The organism is Pseudoalteromonas sp. NGC95 (genome assembly GCF_015864705.1).
GTDB lineage: Bacteria > Pseudomonadota > Gammaproteobacteria > Enterobacterales > Alteromonadaceae > Pseudoalteromonas > Pseudoalteromonas arctica.
On record NZ_JADYWR010000032.1, the window covers coordinates 16,654 to 33,054 of the forward strand.

Genomic DNA, 16,401 nt, shown 5'->3' on the forward strand with positions numbered 1-16,401 from the left:
CCTAAAAATAAGTTCAAGCGGTTGCGATTGCGCAAAAATTGCTGCGCATCATACCATAAAAATAAAATAATAGCCTAGTTTAAGCGTGATGCTTATTGTGGCTCAACATAATCAACAACTTCTAAATGAAAGCCCGAAAGTGCATGGTACTTTTTAGGGCGACTCATTAATCGCATTTGTTTAATTCCAAGATCTGCAAGTATTTGCGAACCAACACCAACCGTGCGAGATGTACCTTTGAATTTACGTGGCGTAACGCTTTCGCCAGCATCAGCTGCTGCGAATGCTTTTACAGTTGCCTCTAATTCTTCAGTGCTTTCTTGCTTACCTAAAATAACTAAAGCACCTTCATTTTTAGCGATATAAGCCATTGCCTCAGAAAGGCCCCAACTACGGTCAGCACTTCTGTCTGAAAGTAGGATATCGTTAAAGGTACTTTGCAAATGTACACGTACATTTGTCGGTTCTTGCTCTTTTATATCGCCTTTAAGCAATACGTAATGTAATTGGCCGTCAATTGTGTCTTTGTAAGTAACTAAATCAAATTCACCGTGAATAGTTGGTAACTTACATTTTGCAACTTGCTCAATTGTTGTTTCATTTAAGTTACGGTATTCGATTAAATCAGCAATAGTACCAATTTTAATATCATGCTCTTTCGCAAAAACTTCTAAATCAGGGCGACGCGCCATGGTGCCATCGGCATTAAGTATTTCAACAATAACAGATGATGCTTCAAGCCCAGCTAAACGCGCTAAATCACAGCCAGCTTCAGTATGTCCTGCGCGAGTTAATACGCCGCCAGGTTGTGCCATAATTGGAAAAATATGACCAGGCTGCACGATATCACTTGGTACTGCGCCTTTAGCTATAGCCGCTTGCACTGTACGCGCTCTATCTGCTGCTGAAATACCTGTAGTAACACCCTTTGATGCTTCTATTGACATTGTAAAGTTAGTCGAAAATGCAGCACCATTATTTTTAACCATTAAAGGTAAATCAAGTTGCTCACAACGCTCTTGCGTCATAGTTAAACAAATTAAACCACGGCCATGAGTCGCCATAAAATTAATAGCTTGTGCACTAATATGCTCTGCGGCAATAATTAAATCGCCTTCATTCTCTCTATCTTCATCATCCATTAAAATAACCATTTTACCGGCTTTAATATCGTCGATGATTTCTTGTGCGCTGTGTAAATTCATAAATTTGCTCGTGTAAGTTATCAGTTTCGTTATTTAATAAAACCCGCTTTAGCGAGTAAGCTCATCGAAATATCAGAGCCCGTTGGTTGCTCTGCACCTTTTATAAGGCGCTCTAAATAACGTGCAATTTGATCGACTTCTAAATTAACTTGAGTGCCTACTTTAAAGTGAGCAATTGTGGTTTGCTCACTCGTATGTGGAACAATTGTTAATTTGAATTTATTACCTTCTACAGCGTTTACTGTCAGGCTTATACCATCAATACATACCGAACCTTTGTACGGGATGTATTTCATTAAATTTTCTTCGGTTGTAAGCCAATATTCTGTTGCTCGAGCGTTTGCTGTAATGCTTGTAATAGTTGCTATGCCATCAACATGGCCAGATACTAAATGACCGCCTAAACGCGAAACAGGTTGCATGGCTTTTTCAAGATTCACCGTTTGCCCTAAAGCATAGTGAGCAAAACCGGTTAAACCAATCGTCTCGTTAGATAAATCAGCACTAAAACCGTCAATATGTTTATCAACTACAGTTAAGCAAACGCCATTGGTTGCAATGCTGTCGCCTAGCTTTACGTCTTCCATATCAAGGTCAGCACTTTGGATACGAATGGCTAAGTCGCCTTGTTTTTTTTGTAATAAAGCAATTTTGCCTGTGGCTTCTATTATCCCAGTAAACATAGCGCTACTCTTTTTATTAAGTGATTTTAATGAGTTTTTAACGCGGTGATACGTAAATCGTCACCAATGCGCGCACATTCATTAAATGTTAAATCAACGGTGTTTTGCATACTCGTCAATTCAGGAAAATTAACTAAACTTTTTGCATCATGGCCCATTAATTTAGGCGCCAAATAAAAAACAAACTCGTCAACTAAATCAAGCTCTGTCATTTTACCAGCAAGTGTTGCTCCGCTCTCAAGCCAAACATTATTAAACTGCAGTTGCCCAAGCTTTTCTAAAACAGCCTGTAAATCAACTTTGCCGTTACTTTCACTTACTTCAATATGCTTTACAAAATGTGGCCATTGCAGTGATTTATCAACCTTAATCGTAAATATTATTACATCACTTTGGATTTTAAATAAAGCAAGGTTGGGCGTTAAACGATTCTGTGAATCAATTATAACACGCACGGGCTGGCGAAGCGGTAAATCGGTAGGTAGCGTGCAAGGCAACTCGCTTAGTCGCACATTAAGTTTAGCATCGTCTACTAACACGGTATCGGCACCGGTTAAAATAGCGCAGCTTTGCGCTCGGTATAATTGTACGTCTTGGCGAGCAGCGGGACTTGTGATCCACTTACTTTGCCCATTTTTAAGCGCTGTTTTACCATCTATGCTTGCTGCCATTTTACAGGTCACATAAGGTAAGCCTTGTTCCATTCGCTTAAAAAAGCCAACGTTAAGTGCGCGAGCTTGTGATTCAAGTAATCCATAAGCAACTTCAATACCGGCATCGCTCAGTATTTTAAGGCCTTTGCCTGCAACTTGTGGGTTTGTATCAACCATAGCGGCAATTACTTTTACAACGCCCGCCTTTTTTAAGCCTTCAGCACACGGTGGCGTACGCCCATAATGACTACACGGTTCAAGCGTTACATAAGCCGTTGCACCTTGTGCATTATTGCCAGCTATTGCCAGTGCATTTACTTCAGCATGGCCTTGACCTGCTAATTGATGAAAACCCTCACCAATTATTTGATTATTTTTAACTAATACACAGCCAACATTAGGATTAGGCGTGGTAGTAAATCGGCCTTTTTTGGCAAGCTCTATGGCACGTGCCATATACATTTCATCATGTTCGGTAAAAGGAACTTGGTTCAGCATTTATTATACCAATTGCGTTAAATAAGTGGTCTATTATAGCGCTAAGAAAATAGCGCAATAACAAGGCGAAAATTATGACATATAGTTGTTCTATATGAATAATTTTTAACGCAGTGAGTGCGCTATTTAATGCGATAGAATGATCATGTTTTTAATAAAATTGGTATTACTCCCCTAAGCGGGCAATTTCTTCGCCAAATTCGCGTATATCTTCAAACGAGCGATAAACAGAGGCAAATCTTACGTACGCTACTTTATCGAGCTTTTTGAGGGCTTCCATAATGCATTCCCCCACCAAATGGCTTGAAATTTCTCGCTCACCCGTTGCGCGTAGTTGCGATTTTATTATATTCACTACTTCGTCTACTTGCTCTGTGCTCACTGGGCGTTTTTCGAGTGCGCGATTTAAGCCATTTAATAATTTATCTTCGTTAAATGGTTCGCGGCTGCCGTCTTGTTTAATAACACGAGGCATAACCAGTTCAGCGCCTTCAAATGTAGTAAAGCGCTCGTGGCAGTCGTTACACTCACGACGCCTGCGAACTTGATGGCCTCCGCCAACAAGGCGTGAGTCAATAACTTTAGTATCTTTTGCGGTACAAAATGGACAATGCATAGCTCGGTACTTCCGTTTTAAAACAAAAAAGACCGCTAAATAGCGGTCTTTTATCTTAGCAAAAATTAGGGCTTATGTGCTCTAAATTACTGCCGCTTATGCAATTAAGCGTAAACAGGTAATTTTGCACAAATTGCTTTTACTTTTTCTTTAACTTGCGCCTGTACAGATTCATCAGTGATGTTATCTAGTACGTCACAAATCCAGCCAGCAAGCTCTTTTGATTCTACTTCAGTAAAACCACGGCGAGTAATTGCAGGAGAACCAATACGCAAACCAGATGTTACAAATGGTGAGCGTGGATCGTTCGGTACTGAGTTTTTATTAACTGTGATGTTAGCGTTGCCTAGGGCAGCATCTGCATCTTTACCAGTGATATCTTTATCGATTAAATCAAGTAAAAATAAGTGGTTTTCAGTTTTGTCAGAAACGATTTTGTAGCCGCGCTCTTGCATTACAGCAACCATTGCTTTTGCGTTTTTAACAACTTGTGTTTGGTATACTTTAAACTCTGGTTGAAGTGCTTCTTTAAATGCCACTGCTTTTGCTGCAATAACATGACATAAAGGACCGCCTTGGCCACCAGGGAAAACAGCGCTGTTAAGCTTTTTGTAGATTGCTTCGTCGCCACATGCAGAAATAATCAAACCACCACGAGGGCCTGCAAGTGTTTTATGCGTAGTTGTAGTTACAACGTGTGCATGAGGAACAGGGCTTGGGTAAACGCCTGCCGCAATTAAACCCGCAACGTGAGCCATGTCAACAAACAGATAAGCACCGATTTTGTCAGCAATTTCACGGAATTTAGCCCAATCAACAATACCTGAGTATGCTGAGAAACCACCAATAATCATTTTTGGTTTGTGCTCAAGTGCTAGTGCTTCAACTTGTGCGTAATCAATTTCGCCCGTTGCTTCATCTAGTCCGTATTGAATTGCATTGTAAAGCTTACCAGAGAAGCTTACGTGAGAACCGTGAGTTAAGTGACCACCATGAGCTAAGCTCATACCTAATACAGTATCGCCAGCGTCTAATAATGCTAGAAAAACAGCTGCATTAGCTTGCGAACCAGCATGTGGCTGCACGTTAGCGTAGTCAGAACCAAATAATTCGTTAGCACGGTCAATTGCTAATTGCTCAACAACATCTACATGCTCACAACCGCCATAATAACGTTTGCCTGGGTAACCTTCTGCGTATTTGTTTGTAAGCTGTGAACCCTGCGCTTCTAGTACGCGTGGGCTACAGTAGTTTTCTGAAGCGATTAGTTCGATATGCTCTTCTTGGCGAGCAGTTTCTTTGGTTATCGCGTCAAATAACTCTGGATCAAAATCCGAAATATTCATGCTACGTTCTAACATTGGGGTCTCCTAGGGCAACGTGTATGGTGTTTTTTAGAGGCTTTATTGTACGCTTTAAACGACTCTTTGCCTACGCTCTTAAGTTGAGGATATTTAAACAGGGATTGAAACTATTTCACAGCTCTTTTAAGATGATATTTTTTTATAAAGCCATAATAATTTTAAATGAATTATATTTACTACATTTAATTAGTAAATATAACTAAGTGTACTCATCCGTATAAAGTTATAAAAAAAGCGGCTCAAGCCGCTTTTCCTTTTAATTTAACTTAGCCTAATTTAGCGAGCATTTCGGTACGTAACGCGTCGTAATCGGCGTTCATATCGCTTGCTAGGCATGGTTTTGCTAGTGCATCAGCAAGTGGTTTTGGCATACCTAATTCAATATTTAGAATACCCTCTACGCTTTCTTTAAACTTAGCAGGATGAGCTGTCGCTAAAAAGATACCCGCTGCACCAGGTGCACGATTTTCAACAAGACCTTGGTAAGCAATAGCAGTATGAGGCTCTGCAACATAGCCAGTTTGTTGAATTTTTTTCATCACGGCTTGCGTGTCTTGCTCGTTTACGCTTGTTGAATAAAAATTATCGTAGCTAAACCAGTTATTATCTAACATTGTTTGTACACGCGGCCAATTGTTTGGCTTACTTACATCCATCGCATTTGAAAGCGACTCAAGCGTTGCGTTTGGCGTCCAGTTTTTATCAAGCATAAAGCGCGGCACAGTATCATTTTGATTTGTTGTTGCACTTAATTTGCCAACAGGTAAACCAATAACCGCACCAATCATTGCGGCGCACACATTACCAAAATTACCACTTGGCACTGATATATGCGCTGTTGCGCGCTTTTCTTTTGGTAGCAGTGCAATGGCTTCAAAGTAGTAACAAACCTGAGCAACTAAACGGCTAATATTAATTGAATTAGCTGAGTTAAGCCCAAGTGTTGATTTAACTTCTTCATCTAAAAAGGCATTTTTAACTAACTCTTGGCAATCATCAAAGCTGCCCTCAACTGCATAACAATGAATATTGTTACCTAGCGTAGTAAATAGCTTTTGCTGAGCAAGTGAAATTTTGCCTTTAGGGTATAAAATAACAACATCGATATTTGGTTTATTGTAAAAAGCATGCGCAACGGCTGCACCGGTATCGCCCGATGTTGCTGTTAAAATAGTTACTTTCTCGTCTTTATTAAACTGCGTTAAACACTCTGCCATAAAGCGACCACCAAAGTCTTTAAACGCAAGTGTAGGACCATGAAACAGCTCTAAACAGTATGTGTTCTCTTCAACTTCCACCAGCTTAACTGGAAAGTTAAATGCATTTTTAACCATTTGTGCCACGGTATCGCTTGGTAACTCATCACCAATTAGGTGAGATAATATTTTGCCGCTGCGCGTAACAAAGTCCATATCAAGCAATGCATCAACATCAGACAGTGGCGGCAGTGATTCTGGGAAAAATACACCTTGGTTACGACCCAAACCTGTTTTTACAGCTTCAACGAACGACACTTTTTGTGAGCTATCTTTTAAATTATGTAATTGCATGACTACCTATCCTATAAAACTGTTAATTGACGCGTGCCGTCGTTATCTAATTTACAAATGTGGCAAAAGCCTTGCTCGTTAATGTAATTGGTTTCTAACCACTGCGCGCATTGCTGTGCAGCTTCAAGTGTTTTACACACAGTAAATAAGGTTGGTCCTGCGCCCGAAATACTGACTATTTCAGCGCCCAGTGCTGGCAAGCTTGCTTTGGCTTCACTAAAGCCTTTAATGAGCGGTGCGCGGTAAGGTTCTGCTATTTCATCTTTCATTATGCTTAGCGCATCGTCAAAACGGCTAGTTAACAGTAAGCTACTAAATGCCGATAAACGCTGCGCAAACTCAACACTTGCATGCATGCTCAATTCTTTAGGTAAAACAGAACGCGCTTTTGCTGTATTAAGTGAAAAACCAGGAAACGCAGCTACGTAATACCAGTTTTCATCAACAGGCAGTGCAATCGATTTATCAGGAATTAAATCACCCGTTAGCTGCAAGCCACCTAAATAACATGGCGTGATGTTATCGTAATGACGACCACCGCTCACTACAGCTTCAAAGTCAGCCATAAGCTCGATAAGCTCAACCTGACTTAAATTAGTTTTTGCAAACTTATCAAGGGCAGCAAAGGTAGCCACGACCGAACACGCGCTAGATCCAAGCCCAGAGCCAATTGGTAAGTTCTTTTTAAGCTCGAGCTTTACGCTTGGCATAGTAGGCGCAACATGCGCTCTAAAATGCACTAAGCACTGGTACGCTAAATTTTCATTAGCATCACTGGGTAACTTGTGAGCGTACTCGCCTGTGCAAATAAACTCATCGCTTGGTGCTGCGCTTACAACGGCTACATCACCTAACAAACTGCCATCAATTGGCGCAAGCGCTGCGCCAAGTGCATCAAAACCCACTGCAAAATTACCAATAGACGCCGGAGCATATACTTCAATCATAACGAGCTCCTAGCGCGATAACGTTTTTAAAATATCAGCAAATACACCTGCGGCTGTTACTTCCGAGCCGGCGCCATAACCACGAATTACAAACGGACGTGGCTGGTAGTATTGGCTTAAAATAGCCAGTGCGTTTTCACCATCACGAATGACACTAAGCGCATGCTTTGCATCTACCGCTTCAATACCTACTTTACAGTGGCCTTCTTTAATTGTGCCTACATAGCGAAGTACCCTACCCTCGCTCGCAGCGCTTTTGATACGGTCGTTAAAATCAGCATCTAAACTTGGTAGTTTTGCCATAAACTCATCAACGCTATCACCTTGTGCAAAACCTGGTGGTAATACTGACTCAACTTCAATATCGCTTAGCTCTAATTTCATACCGGCTTCGCGAGCAATGATCAATAACTTACGTGCGACATCGGTACCCGATAAATCATCACGAGGATCTGGCTCAGTAAAGCCACTTTCTTTGGCTTTAATAGTTGCCTCAGAAAGTGATAAACCATCTTGAAGTGCGCCAAACATATACGAAAGTGAACCTGATAAAATACCGCTAAACTCTAATAACTCATCACCGGCACCAAATAACGACTGTAAGTTGTCGATTACTGGTAAGCCTGCACCAACGTTTGTTTCGTATAAAAATTTACGATTATTCTTTTGCGTTGCTGCAATTAAATCTTGGTAATACGTGTATGAGCTTGTTGTTGCTTTTTTATTGGCAGCAACCACATGAAAACCTGCATTTAAAAAGTCTACATACTGCGCAGCAAGTGCATCCGACGACGTACAATCAACAAGCACAGGGTTTACTAAATGATTTTGCTTAACAAACTGCTCTACCAGTTTTAAATCAAACGCCTGCTCAGATGAGGCCAATTTTTGCTGCCAATCACCAAAAGCAATACCTTCACTATCAAGGTGTAATTGACGAGAGTTAGCAACACCATACAAATTAAGTTTAATATTACGTTTTTCAAGCCACGCTTGCTGGCGCTCAAGCTGATTAATAAGCTCTTGCCCGACTAAGCCACAACCTAGTAAAAATACATCAATTGACGGCACATGCGTGAAAAAGTTTTCATGGCATATTTTTACGGCGTCGTTACATAGCTCACCATCAATTACTGCTGAGATAGCACTTTCTGTAGAATCCTGTGCAATTGCCACGATATTTACTTGCGCTTGTGCAAGCGATGCAAAAAACTTAGCCGCTAAGCCACGGTGCGCGCGCATGTTATCGCCCACTAAAGTAACAATGGCTAAATTGCGCTGCACTTGTACAGGCTCAATAAGCCCTGCTTGTAATTCAAGTTCAAATGCAGTTTGTAGCGCATCAAGTGCAAGTGCTAGGTCTGTTTCGTGTACACAAAAGCTAATGCTAAATTCGCATGATGACTGCGTGATCAATACAATTGATACGTTATCGTGAGCAAGCGCGTTAAATACCTTAGACGCCATACCTACTTTGCCTTTCATGCCTGGCCCTGAGACAGTTAGCATTGCAAGGTCTTGTAGGCTCGAAAGCGCTTTTACTGGCTCATCTGATGAATAATCGTTACCAATTAATGAGCCTTGTGCGTCTGGGTTATGCGTATTTTTAATTTCGCACGGCACGCCGGCTTTAGCACACGGCAAAATTGTTTTAGGGTGAAGTACTTTTGCACCAAAGTAAGAAAGCTCCATCGCTTCTTTATAAGATAAAAAATCTACTTTAGTCGCTTTTTTAATATAACGAGGATCAGCACTGTATACACCATCAACGTCTGTCCAAATTTGGCAAATTTCAGCTTCTAAACATGCTGCGGCAATTGCTGCTGAGTAGTCTGAGCCATTACGGCCAAGCGTTGTAAGTTCACCTTTGTCATTACTCGCTGTAAAACCAGGCATGATATAGATAGTTGCAGGGCTTTCTTTAAGCACAGCTTGAAAGCGCGCTTTACTTGTTACTAAATCAGCCTCGGCGTCGATATAACCGCCAGTTGAAGCGATACAGCTTGTTGCTTCTAAGTATCTTGCATCGTGCGAATTCAATAAAGCCTGCATTAAAGAAACACTAACGCGCTCTCCAAAGCTAATTACAAATGCGCGAACTTGATCGGGGCAACATTGTATAAGTGATACGCCATCTAGTTTATTTTTAAGTTCCCTTAAGTTTGGCCAACTTGTAACTACTACACCACTTTTTTCAACGTCAGCTTTCAAACCTTCACAGCGGCTAACTAATGCTTGCCATTGCTGCGAAAAGTCAGAGCCTTGTTCTGCTGCACTTGCAAGTGCAACTAGCGAATCGGTCATTCCACCTGGAGCAGAAAGTACCAAAAGCATTTCATCTTTTAATTGTGCTTTAACTAGCTGAGCTACCTGTTGTAAGCATGCATAGTCGGCAAGCGAAGACCCACCAAATTTTAAAACTCGCATTGTTTATGTTCCTCATCCCATAAAACGAAAAAAGGCCTGTGTTCTAAGTGAACACAGGCCTTTAAATTTGTTGCACCGACCTATGCCACTATCCAGTAAGAATGATGGTTGTAATAATAATGGTCAGTACGCGATTAATTGTTTTCATATGTTAAGACTGCCTTAACAAAGGCTATGCTGTCAACCCTAAATTAAAAGATAAAACAGCCTTTTTTAACATAAAAAAACCTAATGAATGCCAAATTTATGCAATATTTCGTTTAAGTTAGATTTATTGATAGGTTTATCGATAAAGTCTATTGCGCCAAGTTGTGCGACTCGTTGCTTCATTTTTTCTTGTATATCGGCAGAAATAACTAAAACAAAGCACTCTATTTTTTCTGTTTTTATAGTCTCGAGTACTTGTATACCATCAACTTCGGGCATGGTGAGATCTAAGCACAATAAATCAAAACTTTGTGCTCGTAAAAGTTCTAGAGCGTGCGCTCCATTTGTAGCTTGTTGTATTTGAGCGTCTATACATTCATTTAAACACCGCACGACTTGTTTACGGGCAACTGCAGAATCGTCACAGACTAATATCGAAAATTTCATCATGTTTACTACTACACAACCATCAAAGTTATTAAAAGGTTATTAAACTAATGCCTTCCATTGCATTTTAGACACTTTAACACGCCTCAAAGCACTCAGCGCATTAATAATTTAATACAATGATAAATATAGAATAAATCCGTTTAAGATATAATTAACCAAAGCAAATACTAATTAAGCCTACAATACATAACAGATAACGAATTTATTAATTTATACCTTGGTTTAAATACTTTGATACTACACGCTCACTTTTTGGGTTTATCTTATTAAATTTTAACTTTTTTATTTATTTTTAGAGGTTTATTGACTAACTTTTAAATTACTATCGTAACGTTACAAAAATAATAAAGGATGAACAAGTCACTCATGTTACAAAAAAGTCTTTCTAAGAAGCTACTGACTAGCGTTTTATCCGTCTATTTTTTGCTTACCTTTGTAGTGACCTGTGGACAAGTGCTTGCTGAATACGTCAATACTAAAGACTATATTCGCGATGAACTTAGTACCTTACAAAAAACCTTTAGTCGCAGCTTAACACGTGCAATTTGGGAGCTTAATACCAAGCAAACAATTACAACAGCAGAAGGTTTACTCGCCATTCCCATGATTGAAGGGATTATTGTTCGAGACGACAGCGGCGAAATTATTTCACAGCTAGGGCGCTCTCTTGATATACACAAGCTATATAACCAACAGTTAGTACAAGAAGAGGTTATTTTAGAAGACGCAAAATCGGGTTTATTTGGTTATACCTTTCCACTTATTTTTGAATTTTCAGGTCGTGCTACTCAAGTTGGTGACGTTACCTTATTCTCAAGTCGAGAAGTTGTTTTTAGCCGCATTATGATATCAATCTACTTTTTGATTGGTAATGCGATGATTAAAACCACCTTTTTGATCATCTTATTTTTAATGGCATTTAGAAAACTTCTTACAGACCCTTTAGCAGAACTCACTGAGCAACTAGAAAATTTAGAACTAGACGAGCTAGAAGGTCAACATATAGAAATAGAAACAGAAGAACATAATGAACTAAAAGTGATGGAGCAGTCATTTAACAAACTAATAGATAAAGTGGTTCAGTATAGAAAAGAGCTTGAACACACCCAAAAAGAACTCATTATAAGTAACGAAAAGCTTGATCAACACAACATACAACTTGAACAAGACGTAGCCCGTAAAACATCCAACTTAAGCCAAGCAATGATGGATTTACAGCAGCAAAAATACGAACTCGAAAAGCAAAAAATTGTCCTCACCGAAGAAGTAGACTTACGCCGCAGCACAGAGCAAGAGTTAATTACAAAGCAAACTGAATCTCAGCGCTATATAGAAGAGTTAAGCCTTGCACAGGAACGTTTACTAGGCACAGAAAAAATGGCTGCGCTAGGCGGACTTGTAGCAGGTATTACACACGATATAAACACCCCTATTGGGATAGGTGTAACGGCAATATCATTTTTACAAGAACGCTTAAATAAACTCGAAAATGCTTATACCGAAAAAACACTTTCGCCAAAAGCACTAGAAGAGTTCATTAACGAGGCAAAGCAAAGCACAAGCTTACTAACCACTAACTTAGATAGAGCTTCGGAGCTTATTGCTAGCTTTAAACAAATAGCGGTCGATCAAGCCAGTGAAGCAGTAAGAACCATTAACTTTAAAGATTACACTAACGAAGTAATACGCTCACTGCACCCAAAACTAAAAAAGACATCCCATACTATAAAATTAGAATGTCCTGATGATTTAGTTTTAAATCTACCTGCAGGGGCTATAAGCCAAATTTTTACTAACCTAATTATGAACTCACTTATTCATGGCTTTGAAGGTAAAAGCAACGGTGTAATGGATATTAAAATAAGCGCTGATGACACTAACTTAACTATTGATTACAAAGATGACGGTAACGGTGTTACCAACGAGCAATTAAAAAAATTATTTGACCCATTTTTTACTACCAAACGCGATGAAGGTGGTAGCGGATTAGGCACCCATATAATGCTTAATTTGGTCAAGCAAACCCTTAGTGGCTCTATTGATGCAACGAGTGAACCGGGCAAAGGTCTGCGTTACTATATTCAATTTCCGAAGAACATGGCTAAGCCACTGCCTATTTTTGATAAATATGAATAAATATGAATAAATAAAAGTATATGCATTAAATTATTAGGGCGTGTTGTTCTTTGGTGGTTGAATTTACAGCAATGTGTTTGGTTTTTAGGCAAGACAGAGCCTATGTAGCGTGGTTATTCCCCATAAATAGGCGACAACGCAGCATAAATACCAAACATGCGCTGCCCTTTGAGCTCGATCTAGGGACGATTAACTCTTTGTTGCTCGGTTTTTACTTATTCCACTAGGTTACAAACCTCGCGCCGCGATTTAATCGCCCCTAGATTGAACAAATTTCAATCCATAAAGTTCAACACGCCCTAGTAACAAATCAGTCATTTCGAGATGCTGTTTTTATTGCTATGATTGTACAAATTTTTCAAATGGATCAATTCCCCTATGTGGTTTAGTAACCTTATTTGTTACCGCTTTAAGCAAGACGTTTCATATACTCAAGAAGACTTTGATAAAGCATTAGAGCAAGATTTATTTCGCCCATGTACTGGTCAAGAGCTTGCAACATTTGGTTGGACAAAAGCGTTTGGAAAACATGGCGATACGCTATCGCATTTTTCTCAAAAAAGTATTTTAGTTTGCGCTAAACGTGAAGAAAAAGTACTCCCTGCTTCTGTTATTAACGAACTAGTCGCTGAGAAAATTGATCTGATAGAAGCCGAAGAAAACCGCCCAGTTAAAAAGAAAGAAAAAGACGAATTGAAAGAAAACATTCTTCATACTCTTCTACCTCAAGCATTTAAAAAGTCGAGCTTACAATTTGCCTTTATTGACCAAGAAAACGGTTGGGTTGTTGTAAATAGTGGCAGCTTTAATAAAGCAGAAGAGCTACTAGCACTACTTCGTAAATCGTTGGGAACGCTTCCGGTTGTACCTGCGTTTGCTAACTACGACCTAGATGTATTTTTAACTGATTGGTTAACTAACTTTAGTACACCAGAAGGTTTTGCTATTGGCTCAGACGCTGAACTTGAAGAAGCAGACGACAGCGGCGCACAAGTAAAGCTTAAAGGTCATGATCTATCGTGTGATGAAGTTAAATCGCATTTAGAAAGTGGTAAACGCGTAACTAAACTTGCACTTGATTGGCAAGAGCGTCTTAAGTTTATGCTGCAAAACGATGGCTCTATCAAACGTTTAAGCTACTCTGAAACTCTAAAAGAAGAAAACGCAGATATTCCTAAAGAAGATATGGCTTTAAAACTTGATGCTGACTTTATTTTAGCTTCTGAAGAAATAAAGCAATTACTTGAAGAACTAACTGCAGGTTTAGGTGACGTTGAGGATTTAGAAAAAGCGTAAATACCATAGTGCCTACCTGCATAAATATTTAAGCAATTTAATGAATTAAATAGCATATGTAAGCAGGTTGGTATAACAGATAAAAATCCGATAGCAGTTTACTGCTATCGGATTTTTTTATGAAATTTAGAAGCGCTTATTTATATATTTATTAACCGCAAGCAGAGTTTAGCTAACGATCGACGTATTAAAACCTAAGGTAATCATCTTTTAAGTAGGAGATTACAGCATGGTTCAAAGGTTCATCAAGGTAAGTTATGTAGAGTGATATGAGATTATCTATATACGCTTTAAGCTGGACTGCACAAAAGCTGAAGTTTTTGATTTTAATTAAAACCATTAACTTACTTTGTGCAGATAACTTATTTTAGCTTTTAGCGTCTTCAACTTTAGGTTGGCGATATATTTTTATAATGTGGTATAAATTTACAAGCGACAATAAGCCGTTGGTAAAAATAACAGGCACTGCGCCAATGGCAACACCGTAAGCAGTAAATACAATACAACCAAACATGTTGTACCAACGTAGTTTTACTACATCTGTCATTGTTAACGATGCAACCAATAAAGCTGATGCAATATAACCTAAATATTCCCAACTCAATTGTTCTCTCCTAGCCTTTAGGTTAGCATTACATGTACTGCTATCTTATGGCACTTGTAAGTATTGCAAAGTTACAACAAAATAAAAAAGCTAACCTGCTTAAAAAACCTGAAAAAGTTTGCCGGAAAATACCAGCAAATTCTTAAATCATTACACGGGAAATGAAGGTAAAATAATACTCTTAGCAAAGCTAATAATATTAGTAGCAAGTTAGCGTAAATTCTTAGTGTCTTAATGCTATCGTCATTAAGATGTAATAAATAGGACAAATGTCCGAAGAGCACATTGATGTTTCAATACCATTTTTCTAGTTACCTTGTTGATCAGCTTTTAACCTTTGCCGGTAGTAGCTATCAACAATCAAAAAAAGAAGTTCTGATCCATCAAGATCAGCCTTTAAGCAAGCTTGTGCTTGTACGCAGTGGCACTGTGTCGTTTAGTTACGACGTAGGTAATGGACGACGCCTGCTGTTAGGACAATTGGATTGTAACAACACCCTTATTGGTGAAATAGAAGCGCTAAATAATAATCCGTGTATATATACGGTAACGTGCTTTAGCGATGTCACTTATAACCTTATTGAATTAAGGCATTGGCGTGCTCTACTGCTTGAAAAACCAGAACTAAGCTTATACACAGCACAAACTATTGCGGCTAAGTTTCAGGAAAACCAAAAAATCAATTTAGATAAGTTATTACTACCACTTAGCTATAACATAGCTAAAGATTGCTTACTAAGGGCCGAGAACAACAACCCTACGCTACTTAGAGCCTACCCAACTGTAAATGCTGAAGCCGAACGTTTTGCTACCACTGAGCGAGCTTACAGACGTGTTGTTACAGAACTCGTAGAAAAAGGCTTGGTACTTAGAAGTAACGATGGCTTGCAAGCAGTCGATATACCAAAACTAAGTGAATACGTAGATAGCTTTGCTCAGCTTTAAAATAAAAAAAGGCCTTAACGGCCTTTTTTATTTATGCAAATTACTAATTACTTCTCTAGCAAAATGTCATGAATTTTCGCAAGATCAGATTTACCAGCAATAATTTCATCCGGTGTTAAACCCGATAATTCATGCGGGAACACTAACCACTCTTCAGATTCATGAATATAATAATCTGGAACAGTGTCTACTTTTGAGTTTTTTGGCTTGTAGTACGGGCATGCAATACGAATATCACGTGGCAAGTTTAAGCGCATAAGCTCTGAAAGCTTTTCTTTTAATGCAACAATACTACGACCTGAGTCAAATACATCATCAACAATTAATAATGAATCACCTGCATTTGCGTTCTCTACAATGTAATGTAAGCCGTGTACTTTAATTTCTTTCGACTGTTTACCAATACCGTAATAAGACGATGTACGTACTGCAATGTGGTCAGTCTCAATGCCTTTGTAATCGTAATATTCTTGAACAGCAATACCGATCGGTGCACCACCTCGCCAAATACCAATAATAAAATCAGGACGAAAGCCATCTTGGTATACTTGTGCCGCTACGCGGAACGAATCTTCAAGCAGCTGTTGAGCTGTGATGTAGCACTTATCTGACATAATTAGAAACCCCAGTGGTGGATATAAGATTTGAGCGCAGCTTAGAGTTAAGCAAAAATTAAACTCAAACAGGTATTGGCGACTGATTTTACCGTAAATGAAATAAAATTGCTTGCCTGTAAATTAAAAAATAGGCACCCAAGGGTTAACACCACTCGTTTAAGAACGAGTGGTGTTTTTTCGTTTATACCTAACTGGATATTTTTGTGTCTTTGCGAGCACCGTTCGCGGATAAGCTTTTCGCTTTCTTTTCTCCGGTAATATTA

The 16,401-nt window shown here is 39.2% G+C and carries 14 protein-coding genes; 3 read left to right on the forward strand and 11 right to left on the reverse strand.

Annotated elements, in window-relative coordinates; all coding sequences use genetic code 11:
• Positions 1 to 92 precede the first annotated feature (92 nt).
• From ribBA to I6E70_RS19110, 9 genes are all read right to left on the reverse strand, one after another.
• A complete protein-coding gene (ribBA, locus tag I6E70_RS19070; RefSeq protein ID WP_010554580.1) occupies positions 93 to 1,205 on the reverse strand; it encodes a bifunctional 3,4-dihydroxy-2-butanone-4-phosphate synthase/GTP cyclohydrolase II in 1,113 nt (370 codons plus the stop codon).
• A 29-nt stretch (positions 1,206 to 1,234) separates the two neighbouring features.
• Positions 1,235 to 1,888: a riboflavin synthase gene (locus tag I6E70_RS19075; protein WP_007587137.1), complete on the reverse strand. Its 654-nt coding sequence runs from the start codon at positions 1,886 to 1,888 to the stop codon at positions 1,235 to 1,237.
• A 26-nt stretch (positions 1,889 to 1,914) separates the two neighbouring features.
• Positions 1,915 to 3,039, reverse strand: coding sequence for a bifunctional diaminohydroxyphosphoribosylaminopyrimidine deaminase/5-amino-6-(5-phosphoribosylamino)uracil reductase RibD (gene ribD / locus I6E70_RS19080; protein WP_197189391.1), 1,125 nt, complete (start codon positions 3,037 to 3,039; stop codon positions 1,915 to 1,917).
• A 166-nt stretch (positions 3,040 to 3,205) separates the two neighbouring features.
• Positions 3,206 to 3,655: a transcriptional regulator NrdR gene (gene nrdR / locus I6E70_RS19085; protein WP_002961761.1), complete on the reverse strand. Its 450-nt coding sequence runs from the start codon at positions 3,653 to 3,655 to the stop codon at positions 3,206 to 3,208.
• A 104-nt stretch (positions 3,656 to 3,759) separates the two neighbouring features.
• The gene (glyA, locus tag I6E70_RS19090; RefSeq protein ID WP_024593690.1) at positions 3,760 to 5,016 is read right to left on the reverse strand and encodes a serine hydroxymethyltransferase; all 1,257 of its coding nucleotides are present in this window, start codon (positions 5,014 to 5,016) and stop codon (positions 3,760 to 3,762) included.
• A 269-nt stretch (positions 5,017 to 5,285) separates the two neighbouring features.
• The gene (thrC, locus tag I6E70_RS19095; protein ID WP_197189392.1) at positions 5,286 to 6,569 is read right to left on the reverse strand and encodes a threonine synthase; all 1,284 of its coding nucleotides are present in this window, start codon (positions 6,567 to 6,569) and stop codon (positions 5,286 to 5,288) included.
• Positions 6,570 to 6,580: 11 nt separating this feature from the next.
• Positions 6,581 to 7,516: a homoserine kinase gene (gene thrB / locus I6E70_RS19100; RefSeq protein ID WP_197189393.1), complete on the reverse strand. Its 936-nt coding sequence runs from the start codon at positions 7,514 to 7,516 to the stop codon at positions 6,581 to 6,583.
• Between the two features lie 9 nt (positions 7,517 to 7,525).
• Entirely contained in the window at positions 7,526 to 9,943 is a 2,418-nt protein-coding gene (gene thrA / locus I6E70_RS19105) for a bifunctional aspartate kinase/homoserine dehydrogenase I (RefSeq protein ID WP_197183790.1), read from the reverse strand.
• Between the two features lie 228 nt (positions 9,944 to 10,171).
• Positions 10,172 to 10,540 (reverse strand): response regulator, encoded by a 369-nt coding sequence (locus I6E70_RS19110; RefSeq protein WP_007587152.1) that lies wholly within the window; start codon positions 10,538 to 10,540, stop codon positions 10,172 to 10,174.
• A 366-nt stretch (positions 10,541 to 10,906) separates the two neighbouring features.
• Here I6E70_RS19110 and I6E70_RS19115 point away from each other — a divergent pair, with 366 nt between their 5' ends.
• Together I6E70_RS19115 and rdgC are read left to right on the forward strand one after the other, a co-directional pair.
• Positions 10,907 to 12,676 carry a sensor histidine kinase gene (locus I6E70_RS19115; RefSeq protein ID WP_197189394.1) on the forward strand — a complete coding sequence of 590 codons (1,770 nt, stop codon included), beginning with the start codon at positions 10,907 to 10,909 and terminating at the stop codon, positions 12,674 to 12,676.
• A gap of 378 nt (positions 12,677 to 13,054) precedes the next feature.
• On the forward strand, positions 13,055 to 13,972 hold the full coding sequence (gene rdgC, locus I6E70_RS19120; RefSeq protein ID WP_024589755.1) for a recombination-associated protein RdgC: 918 nt from the start codon (positions 13,055 to 13,057) through the stop codon (positions 13,970 to 13,972).
• A gap of 367 nt (positions 13,973 to 14,339) precedes the next feature.
• Here the strand turns inward: rdgC and I6E70_RS19125 are convergent, their stop codons facing one another.
• Positions 14,340 to 14,576, reverse strand: coding sequence for a YgjV family protein (locus I6E70_RS19125; protein ID WP_002962663.1), 237 nt, complete (start codon positions 14,574 to 14,576; stop codon positions 14,340 to 14,342).
• Between the two features lie 288 nt (positions 14,577 to 14,864).
• On the opposite strand from I6E70_RS19125, the gene I6E70_RS19130 reads away from it, so the two are divergent.
• Positions 14,865 to 15,521, forward strand: a complete 657-nt coding sequence (locus I6E70_RS19130) for a Crp/Fnr family transcriptional regulator (protein WP_002962665.1) — start codon at positions 14,865 to 14,867, stop codon at positions 15,519 to 15,521.
• 47 nt (positions 15,522 to 15,568) lie between these two features.
• On the opposite strand, the gene I6E70_RS19135 is transcribed toward I6E70_RS19130, so the two are convergent.
• Positions 15,569 to 16,135, reverse strand: coding sequence for a phosphoribosyltransferase (locus tag I6E70_RS19135; RefSeq protein WP_007377478.1), 567 nt, complete (start codon positions 16,133 to 16,135; stop codon positions 15,569 to 15,571).
• Positions 16,136 to 16,401: the final 266 nt, after the last annotated feature.

Bases quoted from the DNA above. Each gene is read 5' to 3' on its own strand.
- ribBA (WP_010554580.1), bottom strand. From the start codon at position 1,205: ATGAATTTACACAGCGCACAAGAAATCATCGACGATATTAAAGCCGGT.
- I6E70_RS19075 (WP_007587137.1), bottom strand. From the start codon at position 1,888: ATGTTTACTGGGATAATAGAAGCCACAGGCAAAATTGCTTTATTACAA.
- ribD (WP_197189391.1), bottom strand. From the start codon at position 3,039: ATGCTGAACCAAGTTCCTTTTACCGAACATGATGAAATGTATATGGCA.
- nrdR (WP_002961761.1), bottom strand. From the start codon at position 3,655: ATGCATTGTCCATTTTGTACCGCAAAAGATACTAAAGTTATTGACTCA.
- glyA (WP_024593690.1), bottom strand. From the start codon at position 5,016: ATGTTAGAACGTAGCATGAATATTTCGGATTTTGATCCAGAGTTATTT.
- thrC (WP_197189392.1), bottom strand. From the start codon at position 6,569: ATGCAATTACATAATTTAAAAGATAGCTCACAAAAAGTGTCGTTCGTT.
- thrB (WP_197189393.1), bottom strand. From the start codon at position 7,516: ATGATTGAAGTATATGCTCCGGCGTCTATTGGTAATTTTGCAGTGGGT.
- thrA (WP_197183790.1), bottom strand. From the start codon at position 9,943: ATGCGAGTTTTAAAATTTGGTGGGTCTTCGCTTGCCGACTATGCATGC.
- I6E70_RS19110 (WP_007587152.1), bottom strand. From the start codon at position 10,540: ATGATGAAATTTTCGATATTAGTCTGTGACGATTCTGCAGTTGCCCGT.
- I6E70_RS19115 (WP_197189394.1), top strand. From the start codon at position 10,907: ATGTTACAAAAAAGTCTTTCTAAGAAGCTACTGACTAGCGTTTTATCC.
- rdgC (WP_024589755.1), top strand. From the start codon at position 13,055: ATGTGGTTTAGTAACCTTATTTGTTACCGCTTTAAGCAAGACGTTTCA.
- I6E70_RS19130 (WP_002962665.1), top strand. From the start codon at position 14,865: ATGTTTCAATACCATTTTTCTAGTTACCTTGTTGATCAGCTTTTAACC.
- I6E70_RS19135 (WP_007377478.1), bottom strand. From the start codon at position 16,135: ATGTCAGATAAGTGCTACATCACAGCTCAACAGCTGCTTGAAGATTCG.